Origin of the sequence: Rickettsia canadensis str. McKiel, assembly GCF_000014345.1 — a bacterium.
Taxonomy (GTDB): domain Bacteria; phylum Pseudomonadota; class Alphaproteobacteria; order Rickettsiales; family Rickettsiaceae; genus Rickettsia; species Rickettsia canadensis.
This window is the reverse complement of record NC_009879.1, coordinates 675888-693689: the sequence shown is the minus strand read 5'-3', so window position 1 is coordinate 693689 and position 17802 is coordinate 675888. Positions and strand designations below refer to the sequence as shown.

The window sequence follows — 17802 nt, the reverse complement described above, 5'->3', positions numbered from 1 at the left end:
GTCATTCTACAAGAGCTTTGGTTCTCACGTATTAAGTATACGCAACTCACCTCGCCTTGCAAACTCCTAGCTCTTTTTGAAATTGACCTCTAGTACCAGACAATTTTTGAAAAACGCTCGATGTTATTATCTTGTTGATAGGAATCCAGTAATATATAAAAAAACTTGTTTTTTATTATGTTTATTTTGTACGAAGGTTATTTTTACTGGATTCTTGTTTTTAGCTAGGCTAATATGGACATTAGCGATCTATTCATTACTCATTCACAAAATCCTTATGCTTTTACTACTAAAAAAAATCTATCTAACATTTGCTCGTAGTAGTCGTATAATAATAACATTAGTTATTATTGATCAGTTAAGCAAATGGTGGTTTATTGATAATTTACGATGGAAACCTGGTTTAATGCTCAAGGTTACTGCTTTCTTAAATATGGTTTATACTTGGAATTATGGCATTAGTTTTGGATTAATGCGTGAATACTATCAATATAGTAATGCTGTTTTTATATTAACAAACTCGATTATAGTCTGTTACTTATACTACCTAATGGTGTGTTCAAAAACGATTAGGGGCTTTGCAGGTTATAGTTTTGTGATTGGTGGTGCCGTCGGTAATCTAATTGATAGATTGTTTAGAGGAGCGGTATTTGATTTTATTCATTTTTATTATAAAAATTATAGTTTTCCCGTATTTAATTTAGCTGATTGCTTTATTACAATAGGAGTAATTATCTTAATAGAAGATTATTATAGTACTAAAAAAATTATTGAAGAAAAGGCTAAAGAGCATTATGATAATGCTCAAATTAAAGCTATGGCTGAAAAAATTCGTAACACCGATCATAACGGTGACAATAAAATATAATTTTAATTAAAGGTGTTTAAGTGAAAAAGATTTTTTTATTATTTACTGTTTTATTAATTACTTCTGCTTGTAGTAAAAAATTAAAAGAAACTGTAGGTATATCAACAGCCGGACCTAATGAGTATCAAGTACAGCGTGCTAAAGCACTGGAAGTTCCACCTCATTATTATTTACCTGATCCTAATGGTCAACTAATTTATAATAATATAAAAGGACAAGGTGAATTTAATGAAGGGGAACAAGCATTAATGCAGGAGATAAATTAGTATACTTGATGAACTTCAAAAATTGCCATTCTTACGTATTAAGATACGCTGCGTTCCTCGCCTTGTGGATTCCTTGCTCTTTTTGAAGTTGACCTTCGTCTACCTGTTCTTAGATAATAAACTACAATGTTCTTTCAAATTAACTCATGCATTCTCATACAAAACAAAAAATAGGTATTTTTGGGCTTGGTAAAACTGGTATTTCGGTTTACGAGGAATTGCAAAATAAATATGATGTAATTGTCTACGATGATTTAAAAGCAAATAGAGATATATTTGAAGAATTATTTGGAAAAAATCTCATTGCTGCTTTATCTGATTCAAGATGGCAAAATTTAGATAAAATTGTCTTAAGCCCTGGAGTTCCGCTTACTCATGAAATAGTAAGAATTGCTCATCATTTCAATATATCAATTACTTCTGATATAGATTTATTATTTGAAAAATCAAGAAATTTAAACTTTATCGCCGTAATCGGTACAAACGGTAAAAGTACTACTACTGCTTTAATAAGCCATATTTTAAATAGTAATGGTTTAGATTACCCGGTTGCAGGTAATATCGGGGTTCCGGCTTTAAAAGCCAAAAATAGTAAGGATGGATATGTAATTGAATTATCTTCTTTTCAGCTAGATTTAGTAAAAACCTTTACAGCTAAAATAGCAGTACTTCTTAATATTACTCCCGATCATTTGGATAGACATAAGGACATGAATGGCTATATTAAGGCAAAATCTAAGATTTTTAATCGCATGGATAAAAATAGTTATGCAGTAATTAATATTGATAATGATTATTGTCGTAAAATTTTTATGAAATTGCAGCAAGAGCAGCGTATAAAACTAATTCCCTTTTCTGTTACCAAAATTCTTGAGAAAGGTATATCGGTAGTTAATAATATAATTAACTATAGTTTTTTCGGTAATAGTAATTTTAAATTACCGTTTAATAAAAACTTGCAGGGAATTCATAATTGTGAAAACATTGCAGCAAGTTATGCAGTAGCTAAGATAATGGGATTAGAAGAGTCTACAAAAATAATTGAAGCTATAAGTAGTTTTCAAAGTTTACCTCATAGAATGCAATATATCGGTAGTATAAATAATATAAGTTTTTACAATGATAGTAAAGCAACAAACGCTATATCTGCCTTGCAATCAATTAAGGCACTTGATAATATTTATTGGCTTGCAGGAGGAATACCAAAAGAAGGCGGTATTAAGGAAATAATGCCTTATTTAAATAGAATTAAAAAGGCTTATTTTTACGGACAAGCTAAAGAAATGTTTGCAGATACGGTTAAAAATATAGTAGATTTTGTAATATGTAATGATCTTAAGCAGGTTTTTGATCTTGCTTATAAGGATGCAGTAGGTGATACTGCAGCAGTGAAAAATATTTTGCTAGCACCTAGTTGTAGCTCATATGATCAGTTTAAAAATTTTGAAGAGCGTGGAGAGTTATTTATCAAATTATATTTGGAAAAAGCTAAACATAAAAAAAATACTATATAGCTTAATTTAAGCTGCCAGCAGTTGTTGTAAGACCTTTTTCTGTTTTTTGTCCCTGGTGTTATAATCTATTTTATAATATTCTAATACAGCTGAAGATAAGCATAGTGTACGGTACTTGCCTACGGTAATAGCTAGAGATTTTTTCTGTTCTACTATATTATTTAAATTTGTAGCAAATTTGCTTGCAAATCTTCTGGAATCAGCTATCAATATAATGTGTACCAAGCGTAATACCTAGCTAGTGTTATGTTATAATTATTTTTTGGAAAGGGCTGGAAGTATTTATAACAATAAAAGGTTTTAATTTTTGTAATTGTTCGGTAATTTCTATATTTATGTCAAAAGTAGCTAACTGTAATAAGCTGTTCTATATCGTGTTTTAATAATTGTAAATTTTATTTGTCATGACCTCTGCAAGAATGAGTTGTACATTAGCAAGTGCAAGTCTTTGTCGATATCTTACGACCAAAATTTCCTGTAGCCCTAATATTGTAACTTTTTTAATTGTTATAAAGCCTCTATTTTAAATTTACCTGTGTATTCAAATATTTTACTGAATAATGTATGTACCATCTTTACTCGCATATTAAATATTTTATCGTTTTCTGTTTCTTTATATGTAAAAAACTTGCCAATAATAAGATGTAAAGGTATAGGAATTAGCGATTTTCCTAAATATAAAACATATCTTCCATAATCCATAATTATTTTATTATTTTCAAGATGATATAGTAGTTTGATCGCAATTCTAAATCTTATTAATTCAAGTATTATATTATCTGTGATAAGAATCATTTTTGAATAAAAGTGATAAGCAGCTCTATTTTTATAATAAAAAATACGATGCATTAAAATTATAGGTGAAGTTTTATCACTTGTTAGTATCACAGCAACGGGAAGATTATTGTCTGGATATGAAGTAAGATCCCATACTGCTCTACAGAAAGGAGAGAAACACTGAAATATTTTTGATATAGTAATATTCATTTTTCCTTCTAATGTAATTTTGTTATTAGAATAAGGTTTAATATTATAGTGTTTTTGTAGAATTATAGGTAATTTCTCAATTAAATTTTTACAAATCATATAAATTTCTTTTTTAAAAAATTGAAATTACTATAATTCAGTTTGAGCAATAAAATAAAAGTAGCAAATATAATTAATTTGTTATAATATTCTTGAGTCATATAAGCCTAGCTTAAGCTACTTGAGCATTTTTACAGATATCCAAATAAAGTCTTTTGTTAACAACAAAATAAAAATTTTATAACCATAAAATGTTTAAAAATACCGAAATATCTAATAACTTTATTAAATTATGGTGGAGGAGTACTGATAGGCAAATAATAATTTCTTTAATAATTTTATTTGCTTTTAGTTTAATGTTAGTTACTACTTCAGGTTCGGCAGTAGCCAGTAGAGTAGGATTTGAGGAAAGTTATTTTGCATCTAGACAAATATTTTATTTAGCTGCCGCTTCAGGGCTTATATTATTATTTTCATGTCTTAATAAGAAATGGTTAAGGCGTTTTGCAATACTTGGGTTTGTTGCTAGCGTGGTTTTATTAATAGCAGTTAAATTTCTTGGTTATGAAATAAAAGGAGCGGTACGATGGATTAATATTCTAGGTCTATCTATTCAGCCTTCAGAATTTACTAAACCGTTTTTTGCAGTTGTTACAGGTTGGATATTATCGTTAAAATTTAATGATGATTTTCCAAGTATTACTATTTGTGTAATACTTTATTCTATTGTTGCTATTCTCGTAATTATTCAGCCAGATTTTGGAATGCTTGTAATGATTACGGCAGTTTTCGGTATTCAGCTATTTATTGCGGGTATGCCGATATTTTGGATTGTTCTAGCAGGTTTTTTAGTTATGTTAGGAATAACTATTGCTTATTTTTGGTTACCGCACGTCACGCAAAGAATTAATTCATTTCTAGATCCCGATAGTAGCGAGAATTATCAGGTCAGTAAGTCTCTTAAGGCTTTTGAGCATGGCGGTTTATATGGACGTGGCCCAGGGGAGGGGGCAGTAAAGCAGGTGCTACCTGACTCACATACAGATTTTATTTTTGCCGTAGCAGGTGAGGAGTTTGGAGCTATTATTTGTCTGATTGTTATAGGTATATTTGCTTTTATAGTATTAAGAAGTCTTATTAAGCTATTAAATGAAAAAGATAAATTTGTACAATTTGCTGCTAGTGGTATAATTGCCCAATTAGGGCTTCAGTCAATAATTAATATGGGTGTGACTTTAAATTTACTTCCTACTAAAGGTATGACATTGCCGTTTATTAGTTACGGTGGTTCTTCAACGCTTGCAATTGCTATCGCTACTGGTATGCTTCTTGGTTTTACAAGACACCGAACACCTTTAAATTCGTATAAAATTCATAATATTGAAATATGAAAAAAATAATTTTGGTAGCAGGTGGTACGGGAGGACATTTTTTCCCGGCAGTTGCGCTTGGAGAAGAATTAATAAAACGTGGGTATGAAGTTCATTTTATTATTGATTTAAGATGCAAGAAGTATATAAGTCAGGATATGAAGGTAATTTTTCATATACTAGATTTAAAACGATCAGGTAATATTTTTTTGTTTTTACCAAGATTATCAATTGCAGTTTTGAAAGCTATTAGATTATTATATAATATAAAGCCTTCTGTCATTGTAGGATTTGGCGGTTATCCTGTTATTTCCTCAATGTTTGCGGCAGTTTTTTTAAGAGTACCGATTATAATTCATGAACAGAATTCTTACCTTGGCAAAGTTAATAAATTTTTTACAAGCTTTGCTAAAAAGATAGCTATTTCTTATAAAAACATAAAAAATTTACCGGAATTTGCAAAAAATAAAATAGTAGTTACCGGTGGGATAGTTAGAAAAAATATTAGAAATCTAGGTTCTGTGGCAGGTCCACGGAATGATAAGCTCTTTACAATATTTATTTTTGGTGGTAGTCAAGGAGCTAAACTGTTTTCAGAGTTAATACCTGCAAGTATCCAAATTTTAATACAAAAAAAGCCGCAACTGAAATTACATATAATTCAGCAAGCTGCATTAGATGATCAAGTAAAAATAAAAGATATATACTTAAAATTAAACATTACTTATGAACTTGCTGAATTTTTTGATAATATTGCATTGCAATATAAAGATGCTGATTTAGTGATTTCAAGAGCAGGAGCTTCTACGATAGAAGAGTTGACATATATAGGATTACCGGCGATCTTTATTCCACTACCTAGTGCTGCGGATAATCATCAATATTACAATGCAAAATGGTTGGAAGATACAAAAGCAGGATGGTGTTTAGAGCAGAATAATATTTCTGCAGGAAAGTTAGCAGATAAAATACTTGATTTGATAAGTAATACAAAGATATTAGAGGATGCTTCACACAATTTATTAAAAAGAAGAAAAGAAGGGCATAAGTTATTAAGTAACCTAATAGAAGAGGTGATTTAAATTTTGTTTTGCGTCATTGCAAGCAGACATAGGCTTTGTTGCATTTGTTGCATGGATCGAGAAACGCGTTCAATGTCATACCGTAGCTCTCTTGACTATGCGGTATCCAAAAATATAACTTAAAATACTAATAGTGTCAGTATTTTTAACTAGTCCCGCGATCAAGTCGTGGGGATGATAATTGGGCAATTGATCCATGTAACAAGACCAAAAATACCTCAAAATAACAATAATTTAATTAAGCACATAGAACTTTAGTGTTTTATTCTTGCAAGTTTGGATATTATATGGCATTAATTATAATAAAAGTTTTGGAATAATATAAATTTATGTTTAAAAAGATTATAATATTATTTTTAGGAATTTTTTTACTTGCAGGTTGTACCGATAATTTGAGAAGTTACTTTCAAAAATCTGCAAATAATAAATTAGTTGATAGTAAAGGTGCTAAAGGCGGCAAAAGAAAACCTTTATATAATAATAAATATATTACTTTAGCTAAAAAGAATATAGTAGAAGGTAATCTTGATTATGATAACGATGATGACTATGATGACTATGATAGCGACAGTGCTTTAAGAGGAGAGAGAATTGATCCTGTAAAGAGAAATCGTGAAATGTATCTTAAGATGATTAAAAGGGATATAGCAAGGCAAAAAGCAGAAGCTGGTGAAGTTGAATCTGATGATTATATGACTTTAAGTAGAACAAATAAAAAAGTTAGAAAAGACAATAGCGATAAAGAAAAAAAGATGCAAGAGGAATTAAAGCAGATAAAAGCAATGCTTAGAGAAACTAAGCGTGATATATTAAAACATACTTGTCCAAATGCTACGGTAAACCAAAATTATACACCGCCTGTTACAAATTATGAGCCTGTAAATTATCCACCGGTAAAAAATAGTAAGCCGTATAATAATAATTCTAAGGTAAAGCAAAAATTTATCCGTGAAGATGATGATAACGGCAGTCATGCTTGTTCAATATAATGTATGTCATGCCTGTGCAAGCAGGAATCTATCATCTTAAGAAAGATATACCAAACATTTTAATTTCCTAATACTATTTCTATAATTTAAATTACGTGTAATATTATAATATCAAATTCCTCATTATTGTTTTTAACATGGTTTTAATTAAGGTTAATGTCATCCCGTGATTTGAATCTCGTGGTCTTTTAAAAATATGCTATGTCCTGAGATACGCGGTCAAGATGCGGTATGAAAATGTGTTCACCAATTCCCACTCAAAGCATGGAAAATATTCACTATAGAAGTTAGTTGTGAAAATTTTATAGCCACTCCACTACGTCAATTTCGTTTTGTAGTATGTTTTGCTTTGTGGTCAGCATTGTGTATTTAAGTAACTATATTACCACGTTTATAACGCCTGTCTGCTAGCTTAAATGCAGATCCTCGCTAACCAATATTAGATCACCTAAGCCAAGATTATATAATTTCTGATTTAATTTATAAATTTCCGTTTGAGCCTTAATTAGTTTTTCAGTTAGGTATATTTGTTTGTCTAATGCTTAAAAGATTAAAGTAACTTATAGTGACATTACTTATAACTGATAAACGTACCGATTCCTTGCTGTACTTAATTGCAAGGAAAGTTTTTTTTAGTTGCCTTGCTGCTAGTGTTTGCAGCTGTCCCCCATAAATTTAATTCATAATTTTCAGTAAGCTTGCTAGTCCTAAATTATTAGCAAATTTTGATTTATTTGGTGCTTTTATTTTCTTGCTATTTTTTTGTTTGATTTGCTCTACATGATAAATTAATTTGTGCAAATCTATAAGCCTTAACAAGGTTAAGCTGTGCTTTTGCCACTAGCACATTACTCATTACCAGTTCAATATCAGAGTTATTAGCTAATGATTCCTTAATTTTAAACATTGGATCGTTAAATTGTAGCTACCACTTGGAAGATGCATTATCACTATTTTCATTATGAATCTTTAAACTATTATATTAAGCTTTCTAAAATATGCTGTAACTTTTTAGAAACAACCTTAACATCATAATTTTGTTGTAATTTTAGATAGGCATTTTTAGAAAATTCCTCTGCTTTTTGTGGATTATCTATTAGATAAGCAATTTTTTCTGCTAAATCTTCAATCGAACCGGCTTTACAAATAAGTCCGTCTTGCATGTTGCTTAAGATTTCTGTAGGTCCTTCAGTATCTGTACTAACGATAGGAATACTTGCCTCCATTGCTTCAAGTACTATAATGCCAAACGGTTCATGTAGTGATGGAAGACAAAAAATATTGCTCTGCTCAAAGAATTTATCTTTATCGTTAATCCATCCGGTAAATGATATTTGATTCTGCAAATTAAGTGTATGTACTAAAGTAATTAAATTATCTTTTTCTTCTCCTTCTCCACCTATAACTACTTGAATATCATATTTTTTTTCTTTTAAAATTTTTATAGCTTTAATGAAAACATCAACACCTTTTTTAGCAACAAGTCTTGCTAAGACACAAATTACGATAGGTTTTCCATATATTAAACTTCTTGTATAACGTCCTTCTAAAGGTAATTTGTACGTTGATCCGGTATTCGAAGCCTCAAGTAAGCTTGTATACGCTGCAGTTCGAGTGAAAGAGTCTCCTTCAAATTTCTCTTTATTAGCTTCGTTCTGCAAGAAATCTATTTTATTTGGAGCAAAATCTTTAGTAATATTTATCATGTTCGGTAGAATAAATATTTTAGATTCAGCAAAGTTATTTTTTAGTAAATATTCTTGCATATGATGTGTCAGAGCAATAACAAAATCACATTTACGTAGTCCTTTTAAATTATAATTATGAGCAATACCGATTAACTTAATATTAGCTATTTTAGCAAGTTTGCTAAAATTTATTGCTCTATTACCGTGTGCTATAATTATATCGGGCTTAGTTTTATAAATTATATATTTAAGAATAAGTACCGAGAGTAAATCAAATGGTACTATATTTGGTAGTTTTAAACTTTTTTTAGGTAAAAAAGAATTTATTTTTGCTTTGTAAGAAGTGGTATTTATAACTTCAATTTTTTGCATTTCAAGGGCAGTGCTATAATCCAAAAATGCTTGTTGAATTCCGCCAAGGTCACGGCTTAGCATGATATTGAGTACTTTCATTTCTACTTTAATTTCTTGATTTTTTCTGCGGTTAAACCGGTAAAATCTATGATCTCATCTAAAGGTCTATTTTTTGTAAGCATTTTTTGGCTAAATTGCTTTTGTCTTCTTTTAATTTAGCTTTTCCTCTAGCCTCACCTATAGCTATTCGTTTAGCTTCAACATCTATAATTTTCTGCTATTTCTACAGCTAAATTAGCCATTTCGGTTTTTATAATTTTTTCATAGGTATTAAAATCTTCTTCAGACCAGTGAGCTTGATCCAAAACATAAAAAGCTTTTTTAATAATAAAATCATGACCTATCAAATGTTCCATTTTTTCTAGAGTGCTTTCATTTGCATGTTTAAAGAAATATGCCAATTTTTCTTGAAGGTGCTCTAATTGATATACTTCTTTATTATAGTTCTAAAAAGATAAAATAAAAATCTTGTAAGTTGTGCTGATAAGTTTTAGTATCAAGTAATCTATGATTTGATCACAAATCTTTTTTTATCGGTGAATAAAATAAAATCGACAATGGCTAAAAATATTACTCCTCAGAGTTTGCATATACCACAATTTTTTTTACATCTTCTTATATTATTTATCTTTAATAATCTTTTGTAGCATAAAGGTGAGCTCTTTTCTCAAAATCTGGATGTTTACTTACTTGTATCTTCTACAAATAAATTGTGTTCCATGCTTATCTTTACATAGAATATCAACGATAGATTGTCTATAAGCTGCAGCAATATTAGGATCTTGGTTAGTGTTTAAAAAAGTAACTTCAGTAATTACTTCTTCCTCTATATAACCTAAAATGTCATTTAGGAAATGAATAAGTATATCCTTATTTTTTTCTGTACCGAAAATTTTTAAAAATGCCTAATTATTTTTAGGGTCTAAAAAATGTGAAATTAGCATAGAAATCTATTTGTATATAACTTCATTATAGCAAATTCTAAGCAATTTGCTATAATACATTGCTATAATACAATCTTAAATATTATAATTGATTATGATTAGTAAAATTAATTTTGTAAAAATGCATGGTCTCGGTAATGATTGTGTTATTGTTAATAAACGAGATTTATTAAATGCACATAATTTATCGCAACTAGCAAAAAATATAGCGGATCGTCACACTGGTATTGGTTGTGATCAGTTTATTATTTATGAAAATCATAATAATTTTTATGAAATGATTATATATAATATAGATGGCTCTAGTGCTAAATTATGTGGTAATGCTACAAGATGTTTAGCCAAGTTAATTTATCTTGATACGGGAAAGAAAGATATTACCATAGTAGTAGGTAATAAAGAATTACTATGCCGTATTGAAGATGAAAATAAGATTAGCGTTAATGTAGGAGCTGTTAGTTTTAATGAAACTTGGATGCCGAGTCGTGATAAAATTTGGGCATTCGCAGCGCGTTATATGATTGATTTAAAGGAAACTATTTGCGTTGATGTCGGTAACCCGCATTTGGTTATTTTTAGTAAGCTAGAGTCTCAAGATCAAAAAATTGTCGGTGAAACATTGCAGGCTAAAGAATTATTTGCTAATGGGGTAAATGTTAATTTTGCCGAGATTAAAGATAATAAGATTAATTTATCTGTTTGGGAGCGAGGAGTAGGGTTAACGGGTGCTTGTGGAAGCGGAGCTTGTGGTAGTTTTGCTGCCGGTTTAAAGCGTGGTTTTATCCATTCACCAAGCACTGTAGTATTTAAGCACGGTAGCCTTAATATGAAGGAAGAAAATGGCAATATAATAATGCAAGGATCTGCTACACTGATAGCTGAAGGAGTATATTGTTGTGAATAACTCTCTAAAACAAGATGTGGTAACGTTCGGTTGTCGGCTTAATATTTATGAAAGTGAGATAATAAGGAAAAATCTTGAATTGTCGGGTCTTGATAACGTCATGGTATTTAATACTTGTACTGTAACTAAAGCAGCTGAGAAACAAGCAAGACAAGCTATTCGTGGAGCTAAAAAAGATAATCCTGATTTAAAAATTATTGTTACGGGTTGTAGCGCTCAAACGAGTCCACAAATATACGCTAATATGCCAGAAGTAGACAAGGTTATAGGTAATGAAGAAAAGTTATTACCTAATTACTACCAAATTACCGATGAAAAAATAGCAGTTAACGATATAATGTCGGTGAAAGAGACTGCAGGTCATTTGGTAAGTAGCTTTAACGGTAAATCTCGTGCTTTTATTCAGGTACAAAACGGTTGTGATCATTTTTGTACTTTCTGTATTATCCCTTACGGTAGAGGTAAAAGTAGATCAGTACCGATAGGAGCTATAACAGAGCAGGTAAAACATTTGATGTTAAACGGTTTTAAAGAAGTAGTTTTTACAGGTGTTGATGTGACGGCTTACGGTTCAGATTTACCTGGGAGTCCAACCTTTGCACAAATGATTAAACGAGTCTTAAATTTAGTTCCAGAATTAAGAAGGCTGAGATTATCTTCAATAGATGTTGCAGAAATAGATGATGAACTTTTTGAGCTTATAGCTTACAGTGAAAGGATAATGCCACATTTTCATATTAGCTTGCAAGCAGGCGACGATATGATATTAAAACGTATGAAAAGACGACATAAGAGAACAAACGTAATAGAGTTTTGTTGGAAGTTGCGGGCAATAAGACCTGAAGTATCATTCGGTGCAGATATTATAGCAGGTTTTCCAACGGAGACTCCTGAAATGTTTGAAAACACAAGAAAATTAATTTCAGAAGCAGAATTACAATATTTACATGTTTTCCCTTATTCGGAAAGAGAGGGAACACCCGCAGCTCGTATGCCGCAAGTACCGAAGCCTATAAGGAAAGAAAGAGCAGAAATTCTAAGGCAAGAGGGGCAAAATCAGTTAACAGAGTTCTTTAAAAAACACATAGGGCAGAAAGTGGAGTTATTAGTAGAGAATAATAATATCGCCCATACTGAGAATTTTATTCCGGTGAAGCTAGAAAAACCTTTAGAAATAGGGCAGATATTTAAAGCAAAGTTAGTAGGTATAGAGGAAAGGCATATGAGCTGTGATGTCATCCCCGGTGTAGGCAGGAATTAAACTACACTTAAAAAACAAACAAGTAAGAAAAAACCATGGAAAATATAGCAAAAATATTAAGGCTTGCTGAGGAAAAAATCTTATTAGTACAAAACTTAAAAGATCTGCAAGAATATAAAGTAGAATTTTTAGGCAAGAACGGTATAGTGACTGGTGAGCTTAAGAAGTTAGGCAGTTTAAATGAACAAGCACGTAAAGAATTTGGCTTAAAAATCAATAAGTTAAAAGATAAAATACAGAATACAATAAAAGTTAAAGAAGAAATTTTAGAAGAACAAGAATTAAATTTGAAGCTTGCAGCTGATAAAATTGATCTGACAATCCCCGCAAGGAAATATAAACAAGGTTCTATTCATCCTATAACGCAGTGTAGTGAAGAGTTAATACAAGTATTTTCAAAGTTTGGTTTTACTATAAACAATGGACCGAATATTGAGGATACTTTCCATAATTTTACCGCTCTTAATTTTGAAGATGATCATCCGGCAAGGCAGATGCATGATACTTTTTATTTAAAAGGTCAGGAAGATAGTAAGCCAATGCTGCTTCGTACTCATACCTCAACCGTGCAGATTAGAGCTATGAAAAATGGTAACCCGCCTTTTAGGTTTATAGCACTAGGTAGGACTTATAGATCCGATTCGGATATGACGCATACGCCAATGTTTCACCAAATAGAAGGGCTTGTTATTGATAAAAATATCAATATGGGGCATTTAAAATACGTTATCACAGAATTTATAAGAAGCTTTTTTGAAAATTCTCATATTGAACTACGCTTTAGACCTAGCTTTTTCCCGTTTACCGAACCTTCTGCCGAAGTTGATATTCGGATGAATAAAAATGATCAATGGCTTGAGGTTTTAGGGTGCGGGATGGTTCATCCAAACGTGCTTAAGAATGTTGGAATCGATAGTAGTGAATATCAAGGTTTTGCTTTTGGACTTGGAGTAGAGCGTTTTGCAATGCTAAAATATAATATTAAAGATTTAAGACAATTTTTTGAAGGAGATATGCGCTGGCTTAAACATTATAATTTCGGGGGCTTTGATATACCGAATTTAGCTGGAGGGTTAACGAAATGAAATTTACATTATCATGGTTAAAACAATTTTTAGATACATCTGCTTCAGTTGCTGAAATTGCCGAAGTCCTAACAGCTATTGGTCTTGAAGTAGAAGAGGTGATAGATAAGGCCAAGGAGTTACAAAAATTTGAAGTAGCACATATTATAAATGTTAAACCTCATCCATCGGCTGATAAGTTAAAGCTTTGCGATGTTGAAACTAAGAATGGAGTTCTACAAATAGTTTGTGGAGCAAGCAATGCAAGGGCAGGTATAAAAGTAGTGCTTGCAAATATTGGAATAGAAATACCAAACGGTAAATTTAAAATTAAAGAATCCACAATTAGAGGAGAAAAAAGCTGCGGTATGCTTTGCTCTGAAGAGGAATTGCTGCTTGCTTCAGAGTCTGAAGGGATTATAGAGCTACCTGAAGATGCTGTGCTTGGAGAGAATTTTACTAAATATTGTGGTTTAGATGATCCTATATTTGTGATTAATGTTACTCCTAATCGTGGTGATGCACTTGGAGTTTACGGTGTTGCAAGAGATTTAGCGGCAAAAGGACTCGGAACACTTAAAGAGTTAGAAATCCCAGAAATAAAGAGCACATTTACTTCTAAAATAAAGCTTAACGTGCAAGATAAAGAAGCCTGCCCTTTATTTACATTTAGAGAAATAAAAAATTTAAAGAATAAACCAAGTCCTGATTGGTTACGGAAATTATTGAAAAATGTCGGGGTAAAAACTATTTCAAGCTTAGTCGATGTAACAAATTACATTTCCTATAGCTTCGGGCAGCCGATGCATGCTTACGATGCAGATAAGATAAAAGATGTGATTATTGTAGGTCGTTATTACGAGGGAAAACAAGTATCATCCCGTGACTTGACCACGGGATCCAATGAAATTACTAGTGCTGTAAGTTGTGCTATGGATCCAGCGGTCAAGTTGCGGGATGATGATACTGGACAACGGTATGACAAAAGTGACATAGTTAAATTCCACGCCCTAAATGGTAAAGAATATTTACTTACCGAAAATGATCTAGTGATAAAAGATGAATGCAGTATTCATGGTCTTGCCGGTGTCATTGGTGGGGTTGATAGTAGTTGTACCGATAGTACGACTAATATAATACTCGAAGCTGCTTGCTTTAATGCTAAAATTGTTGCAGCTAGTGGTCGAAGATTTCAAATTGATACGGATGCTAGATATCGTAATGAGCGTAATATTGATAGAAATTTTACAGAAAAGGCTTTGGATATAGCAACTAATCTTATTTTGTCAATATGTGGGAACGGTGAAATATCGGAAATAGTAAAGGTTGGTGAAAAAGAGCTAAAAAAACCACCTTTAGATTTTTCAGCATGCTATTTAGAAAAAATTACAGGAATTAGACTAAATATTAAAGATATAGAGTCTATATTAAATAAGTTAGGTTTTATTACAAATATTAAGGATGATGTTATAAAAGTAATAGCTCCTTCATGGCGTCACGATATAACTATTTTAGAAGATATTGCTGAAGAAATCGCACGTATTTATGGCTATGATAAAATAGAGAGTATAAAATTACCTGAACTAGTGCAAGATAATAATAAGCTAAGAGAGTATAAAATAATCTCTATTTTTAAAAGGATATTAGCAAGCAAAGGCTATGATGAAGTAGTAACTAACTCTTTTATGAATAGTGAAGATGCAAAGTTGTTTGCTGAATTAAAAGAAGAGTTATTTTTGCTTAATCCTATAAGTGTAGAAGATAATTATATGCGTCCTACTATACTGCCGAATTTGTTAAGTATAGTGAGTAAAAATTTAGCACGCTCTATAAAAGATATGGCTTTTTTTGAAGTTGGACCTAGTTTTGTAGATTTAAATACGGAAGCTAGTTATTTAACAGCAATTATAACCGGTGCATATAATAATAAGAATCCTCATTCGTCAGGACGTAGTTATGACATTTTTGATCTTAAAGGTAATTTAGAGCAGGTATTTGATTATGCAGGGCTATCTATAGATAAATGTATAGTAGCGAATGGGGCAGCAGCTCCACAATATTATCATCCGACTAGATCAGCGAATTTAGCCCTAGGAAAAAATTTATTAGGCCATTTTGGGCAAATACATCCTAAAATCTTGAAACATTATGATATTAATCAGGAAATATTTGCATTTGAGCTAAATATTACGAATTTGCCTGTAATAAAAGCTAAATTCGGTAAAAGAGAAGAATTTGCAGTATCGGATTTCCAAGCTAATTTTAGAGATTACGCATTTATTGTTGATCAAGATCATAGTGTCGGTGAAATAATCTCATACATAAATAATTTTAATAAAAAGCTTGTCAAATCAGTTATATTATTTGATATTTATAACGGTGATAAATTACCTCAAGGTAAAAAATCTATAGCGATTAAAGTAGAGCTGCAAGCTGATGATCGCACTTTGTCTGATACTGATTTAAATTCATTTAGTAAAGATTTAGTGAATGCTACCTCACAAAAATTTCAAGGAACATTAAGAGAATAACAATATGTTAAAGTTAATAGTTGAAACAAAAATGTTAGTTCAGTCCCTAGGGTTTGCAAGTTCTGTTATTGAAAAACGTAATGTAATACCTGAGTATGCAAATATTAAATTATCAGCAAAAGACGGTAATCTAGAGCTTAGTTCTACTAATATGGATTTGTACTTAAGTCAAAAAATAGCAGTACAGGTAGTAAGTGAAGGTGAACTTACCGTTTCTACTAAAACTCTAAACGATGTAGTCCGAAAGCTTTCCGATTCTGAGCTTACATTAACTGATCTTGGTACAACAGGACTTGAAATCAAAGGCAAAAATTGTACATTTAATTTATTTACTTTGCCGGTTAGTTCTTTTCCTGCAATGGACAGTATTAATCCTGAAGCAAGTTTTAAAATTTCCTGCACGGATTTTGCTAAAATAATTGAATCGACAAAATTTTCGATTTCTTTAGATGAAACTCGTTATAATTTAAACGGTGTTTATTTACACATAAAAGATAAAGAGTTTTATTCTGCAAGTACCGATGGGCATAGGCTTTCAATTTCATGGGTAACATTAGAAAAACAAATAAAGAATTTTGGTGTTATATTACCACAGAAAAGTGCAGAGGAAATTCTAAAAATAGTTAAAGATCCTAAAAATATAAACCAAGATATAGAAGTGTTATTGAGTAGCAATAAGATTAAATTTATATGTAATGAAAATACCATTATGCTATCAAAGCTTATAGATGGTACTTTTCCTGATTATAGTGCTTTTATTCCAGAAAGCAGCAGCTCAAAATTAGTAATTAATCGAAAAATATTTGCAGATAGCATCGATCGAATAGCGATAATAACCGTTGAAAAATTTAGAGCAGTAAAATTATTGTTATCTCGTGAAACCTTAGAGATTAGTGCTGTCGGTGAAGCAAGAGGTAACGCACAAGAGGTTATTAATTCTTCACAAGCTAAGGAAAGTTTTTATGAATATAATAGTGATGAGTCTTTAGCTATAGGCTTTAATCCCCAATATTTAGACGATGTCTTAAAAGCCGTGAAATCAGATTTAGTAGAATTATATTTTTCAGGTGTTTCAGCACCGGTACTTATTAAATTTCCTGAGAATCCTGAAGATATTTTTGTCGTCATGCCAGTGAAGGTATGACAATATAAGATTTATGCTTTTAGCTAAGAATGAAATTGAACGCTTAAGCCAAAGTGAGTTTAAATAATTTTTGACTAATAGTCAAAGCTTCTCTATTATTTTTCCTTAAGCACACTAATTAAATATTAGTTATGAAAAAAATTATCGGATTATTTATTGTAATTATACTTAGTGCAATAAGTACTAGTATCTTAGCGGATGATTATCCAAAAACAGAACGAGAGCAAAAATGGGACGAGGTAGGTTCTATAGCAGGTGAAGAAGGATTAGTTTTTAGACCAGGTAGGGTAAAAAATGAATCTACTAAAGCTGTAGTAGGTTTGGTTAATCAATATCTCTGGCAAGCAGCATTAGAGACTATAAGTTTTGCTCCTCTTGCATCAACTGACTCAAACGGCGGCGTGATTATTACAGAATGGTATAGCCCACGTGCTAATCCTAATTTTCGATTTAAAATAAATATTTTTATTAAAGACAATGTAATAAGTCCAGATTCAATTGAAGTAAAGGTATTTGAGGAAATGCGTAAAAATAAACAATGGATACTTAATGAAAATACTTCAAATCTTGCTATTACGCTTGAGGAGAAAATTTTAAGAAAAGCTAGAGACATATATATTAATAGTGTGAGGTAATATGTTATCCTCGCATGAATCGATGTCATCCCCGTGTAGGCATTGTTGTGTGGAGTAAAAAACGTGTTCAGTGTCATACCGTGGCCTTTTGACCACAGTATC

Annotated in this window: 16 protein-coding genes and 2 pseudogenes; 12 read left to right on the top strand and 6 right to left on the bottom strand. The window is 31.2% G+C overall.

Features of this window, described 5'->3' with window-relative positions:
- Positions 1–277: 277 nt before the first annotated feature.
- The 3 genes from lspA to murD all read left to right on the top strand — a co-directional run bounded on the left by lspA (position 278) and on the right by murD (position 2648).
- The gene (gene lspA, locus A1E_RS02990; protein WP_012148798.1) at positions 278–868 is read left to right on the top strand and encodes a signal peptidase II; all 591 of its coding nucleotides are present in this window, start codon (positions 278–280) and stop codon (positions 866–868) included.
- Between the two features lie 20 nt (positions 869–888).
- The gene (locus A1E_RS02985) at positions 889–1134 is read left to right on the top strand and encodes a membrane lipoprotein lipid attachment site-containing protein (protein ID WP_012148797.1); all 246 of its coding nucleotides are present in this window, start codon (positions 889–891) and stop codon (positions 1132–1134) included.
- 146 nt (positions 1135–1280) lie between these two features.
- A complete protein-coding gene (gene murD, locus A1E_RS02980) occupies positions 1281–2648 on the top strand; it encodes a UDP-N-acetylmuramoyl-L-alanine--D-glutamate ligase (RefSeq protein WP_012148796.1) in 1368 nt (455 codons plus the stop codon).
- A gap of 507 nt (positions 2649–3155) precedes the next feature.
- Here murD and A1E_RS02970 read toward each other — a convergent pair.
- Positions 3156–3734 (bottom strand): DUF4166 domain-containing protein, encoded by a 579-nt coding sequence (locus A1E_RS02970; RefSeq protein WP_012148794.1) that lies wholly within the window; start codon positions 3732–3734, stop codon positions 3156–3158.
- A gap of 191 nt (positions 3735–3925) precedes the next feature.
- Here A1E_RS02970 and ftsW point away from each other — a divergent pair, with 191 nt between their 5' ends.
- From ftsW to A1E_RS02955, 3 genes are all read left to right on the top strand, one after another.
- The gene (ftsW, locus tag A1E_RS02965; protein ID WP_012148793.1) at positions 3926–5065 is read left to right on the top strand and encodes a putative lipid II flippase FtsW; all 1140 of its coding nucleotides are present in this window, start codon (positions 3926–3928) and stop codon (positions 5063–5065) included.
- Entirely contained in the window at positions 5062–6126 is a 1065-nt protein-coding gene (gene murG, locus A1E_RS02960; RefSeq protein WP_012148792.1) for an undecaprenyldiphospho-muramoylpentapeptide beta-N-acetylglucosaminyltransferase, read from the top strand. Before ftsW ends, murG begins: the two co-directional genes overlap by 4 nt.
- Positions 6127–6455: 329 nt before the next feature.
- Positions 6456–7115: a hypothetical protein gene (locus A1E_RS02955; protein ID WP_012148791.1), complete on the top strand. Its 660-nt coding sequence runs from the start codon at positions 6456–6458 to the stop codon at positions 7113–7115.
- 675 nt (positions 7116–7790) lie between these two features.
- Here the strand turns inward: A1E_RS02955 and A1E_RS07150 are convergent.
- From A1E_RS07150 to A1E_RS07465, 5 genes and pseudogenes are all read right to left on the bottom strand, one after another.
- Complete coding sequence (locus A1E_RS07150) at positions 7791–7916, bottom strand: hypothetical protein (RefSeq protein ID WP_269146067.1); 126 nt, start codon at positions 7914–7916, stop codon at positions 7791–7793.
- A 176-nt stretch (positions 7917–8092) separates the two neighbouring features.
- A pseudogene (locus A1E_RS07295) lies at positions 8093–8635 on the bottom strand (glycosyltransferase); the annotation flags it as partial.
- Between the two features lie 150 nt (positions 8636–8785).
- Positions 8786–9256, bottom strand: a pseudogene (locus A1E_RS07285) (glycosyltransferase); the annotation flags it as partial.
- A gap of 158 nt (positions 9257–9414) precedes the next feature.
- A complete protein-coding gene (locus A1E_RS06870) occupies positions 9415–9573 on the bottom strand; it encodes a hypothetical protein (protein WP_231259257.1) in 159 nt (52 codons plus the stop codon).
- Between the two features lie 330 nt (positions 9574–9903).
- On the bottom strand, positions 9904–10110 hold the full coding sequence (locus A1E_RS07465; protein ID WP_155799184.1) for a PD-(D/E)XK nuclease family transposase: 207 nt from the start codon (positions 10108–10110) through the stop codon (positions 9904–9906).
- 145 nt (positions 10111–10255) lie between these two features.
- Between A1E_RS07465 and dapF the strand changes: the two genes are divergently transcribed.
- The 6 genes from dapF (at position 10256) to A1E_RS02910 (ending at position 17700) form a co-directional block, all read left to right on the top strand.
- On the top strand, positions 10256–11065 hold the full coding sequence (dapF, locus tag A1E_RS02935; protein WP_012148787.1) for a diaminopimelate epimerase: 810 nt from the start codon (positions 10256–10258) through the stop codon (positions 11063–11065).
- Positions 11058–12326, top strand: a complete 1269-nt coding sequence (gene mtaB, locus A1E_RS02930) for a tRNA (N(6)-L-threonylcarbamoyladenosine(37)-C(2))-methylthiotransferase MtaB (protein WP_012148786.1) — start codon at positions 11058–11060, stop codon at positions 12324–12326. The genes dapF and mtaB overlap by 8 nt, the downstream gene beginning before the upstream one ends.
- Positions 12327–12361: 35 nt before the next feature.
- Positions 12362–13411 carry a phenylalanine--tRNA ligase subunit alpha gene (gene pheS, locus A1E_RS02925; RefSeq protein ID WP_012148785.1) on the top strand — a complete coding sequence of 350 codons (1050 nt, stop codon included), beginning with the start codon at positions 12362–12364 and terminating at the stop codon, positions 13409–13411.
- Positions 13408–15921: a phenylalanine--tRNA ligase subunit beta gene (gene pheT / locus A1E_RS02920; protein WP_012148784.1), complete on the top strand. Its 2514-nt coding sequence runs from the start codon at positions 13408–13410 to the stop codon at positions 15919–15921. Before pheS ends, pheT begins: the two co-directional genes overlap by 4 nt.
- Positions 15922–15925: 4 nt before the next feature.
- Entirely contained in the window at positions 15926–17065 is a 1140-nt protein-coding gene (dnaN, locus tag A1E_RS02915; protein ID WP_012148783.1) for a DNA polymerase III subunit beta, read from the top strand.
- A gap of 131 nt (positions 17066–17196) precedes the next feature.
- Complete coding sequence (locus A1E_RS02910; RefSeq protein WP_012148782.1) at positions 17197–17700, top strand: DUF3576 domain-containing protein; 504 nt, start codon at positions 17197–17199, stop codon at positions 17698–17700.
- The last annotated feature ends 102 nt before the right edge of the window (positions 17701–17802 follow it).

Coding starts and splice junctions, on each gene's coding strand:
- lspA (WP_012148798.1), top strand. CDS start 278: ATGCTTTTACTACTAAAAAAAATCTATCTAACATTTGCTCGTAGTAGT.
- murD (WP_012148796.1), top strand. CDS start 1,281: ATGCATTCTCATACAAAACAAAAAATAGGTATTTTTGGGCTTGGTAAA.
- A1E_RS02970 (WP_012148794.1), bottom strand. CDS start 3,734: ATGATTTGTAAAAATTTAATTGAGAAATTACCTATAATTCTACAAAAA.
- ftsW (WP_012148793.1), top strand. CDS start 3,926: ATGTTTAAAAATACCGAAATATCTAATAACTTTATTAAATTATGGTGG.
- murG (WP_012148792.1), top strand. CDS start 5,062: ATGAAAAAAATAATTTTGGTAGCAGGTGGTACGGGAGGACATTTTTTC.
- A1E_RS02955 (WP_012148791.1), top strand. CDS start 6,456: ATGTTTAAAAAGATTATAATATTATTTTTAGGAATTTTTTTACTTGCA.
- A1E_RS06870 (WP_231259257.1), bottom strand. CDS start 9,573: ATGGAACATTTGATAGGTCATGATTTTATTATTAAAAAAGCTTTTTAT.
- dapF (WP_012148787.1), top strand. CDS start 10,256: ATGATTAGTAAAATTAATTTTGTAAAAATGCATGGTCTCGGTAATGAT.
- pheS (WP_012148785.1), top strand. CDS start 12,362: ATGGAAAATATAGCAAAAATATTAAGGCTTGCTGAGGAAAAAATCTTA.
- pheT (WP_012148784.1), top strand. CDS start 13,408: ATGAAATTTACATTATCATGGTTAAAACAATTTTTAGATACATCTGCT.
- dnaN (WP_012148783.1), top strand. CDS start 15,926: ATGTTAAAGTTAATAGTTGAAACAAAAATGTTAGTTCAGTCCCTAGGG.
- A1E_RS02910 (WP_012148782.1), top strand. CDS start 17,197: ATGAAAAAAATTATCGGATTATTTATTGTAATTATACTTAGTGCAATA.